The 1,563-nt window shown below is 77.1% G+C and carries 1 protein-coding gene and 1 pseudogene; both read left to right on the top strand.

What is annotated here, in order from left to right; all coding sequences use genetic code 11:
- Nucleotides 1-96 precede the first annotated feature (96 nt).
- A complete protein-coding gene (locus tag NWP10_RS11910; RefSeq protein WP_258301043.1) occupies nt 97-1,329 on the top strand; it encodes an amidohydrolase in 1,233 nt (410 codons plus the stop codon).
- Nucleotides 1,330-1,354: 25 nt separating this feature from the next.
- Nucleotides 1,355-1,563: pseudogene (locus NWP10_RS11905) on the top strand (hypothetical protein); the annotation flags it as partial.

Below are 1,563 nucleotides of genomic sequence, written 5' to 3'. Positions count from 1 at the left end.
CCTCCCCTCCCGCCCCCCGCGCCCGGCCCCCGCCGCCCGGGCCCCGCCCCGCCCCTGCCCCGCCCCTGCCCCGAGACCATCCGAGAAGGAGCCCCCATGACCACCGCCCTGCCCGACGCCCTCCGCCTGACCGACGAGGCCCGCGAGCGCCTGCACGCGGACTACCGCCACCTGCACCGCCACCCCGAGCTGTCCATGCAGGAGCACGCCACCGCCGCCTGGATCGAGGAGCAGCTGGACGAGATCGGGGTGGAGCGCTTCCGCTGCGGCGGGACCGGCGTCGTCGGGGTGATGCGCCACCCCGAGGGCGCCGAGGGCCCCGTGGTCGCGTTCCGCGCGGACACGGACGGCCTGCCCATCGAGGAGGACACGGGCCTGGAGTACGCCTCCACCGCGCGCGGCACCCTGCCGGACGGGCGCGAGGTGCCCGTGATGCACGGCTGCGGGCACGACACGCACGTGGTCAGCGCGCTCGCCGCAGCCCGCCTGCTTGCGGCGGCCCCGGACACGTGGGGCGGGACGATCGTGTGGGTGTTCCAGCCCGCCGAGGAGACCGGCGCCGGCGCGGCCGCGATGCTCGAGGACGGGCTGTGGGACCGGGCGCCGCGCCCCGAGGTGGTCCTGGGCCAGCACGTGATGCCGCTGGCCGCGGGGAAGGTCCAGCTCATCCCGGGCATGGCGATGGCGCTGGCGGACTCGCAGGCCATCACCTTCCACGGCCGGCAGGCGCACGGCTCGCAGCCGCAGGACAGCATCGACCCGATCCTCATGGCCGCGCACGCCGTCACCCGCCTGCAGGGCGTGGTCTCCCGCGAGACCGACCCGCGCGACCCGGCCGTAGTCACCGTGGGCACCTTCCACGCCGGGCTGAAGGAGAACATCATCCCGGACTCCGCGGAGATCGCCCTGAACGTGCGCACGTTCTCGGCCGCGTCCCGGGACACCGTGCTCGGCGCGATCGAGCGGATCGTCCGCGCCGAGGCCCAGGCCTCGGGCGCCCCGGAGCCCAGCTTCCGCACCATCGCGCGGTTCCCGCGCTGCCACAACGACGACGAGCAGTCGGCCCGCGTGGCCGCCGCCCTGCGCGCGGAGCTCGGCGAGGACCACGTGCTCGACGGCCGGCCGCTGATGGGCTCGGAGGACGTGGGCGCCCTGGCCGACGCGATCGACGTGCCGCTCGTCTACTGGTTCTTCGGCGGCTTCGAGGGCGAGGACCCCGCCGCGTTCCCGGGGAACCACAGCCCGCACTTCGGCCCGGCCATGGCGCCGGCCCTCGACGCCGGCCACCGCGCCGCGCTCGCCGGGCTGCTGGCCTACGTGGGCCGCTGACGGGACGGTGGGGCAGACTGAGGGCATGCGCCAGAATTCGCCCGTCCCCGGCTCCCTCCCCGCCCGCTACGTCGACGACCCCGCCGCCGCCTTCCCGGCCCTGCGCCAGCGCGCCCTGGCCCCGGGCGGGCGGCCGTACGGCCTGCTCGCGGCGGCCGTCGTGGGCGCCCTGACCCTCGTGGACCCGCACCGCATGGGCGCCGCCGAGCGCCGCGGACTGGCCCGCACGGAGGC

Origin of the sequence: Micrococcus sp. HG099 (assembly GCF_024723355.1) — a bacterium.
Lineage (GTDB): Bacteria > Actinomycetota > Actinomycetes > Actinomycetales > Micrococcaceae > Micrococcus > Micrococcus endophyticus.
Note: the sequence above shows the minus strand (reverse complement) of the source record. Positions and strands in the feature narration are given on the sequence as shown.

What these genes read in the sequence shown, in the direction of transcription:
- NWP10_RS11910 (WP_258301043.1), top strand. Translation starts at nt 97, where the DNA reads ATGACCACCGCCCTGCCCGACGCCCTCCGCCTGACCGACGAGGCCCGC.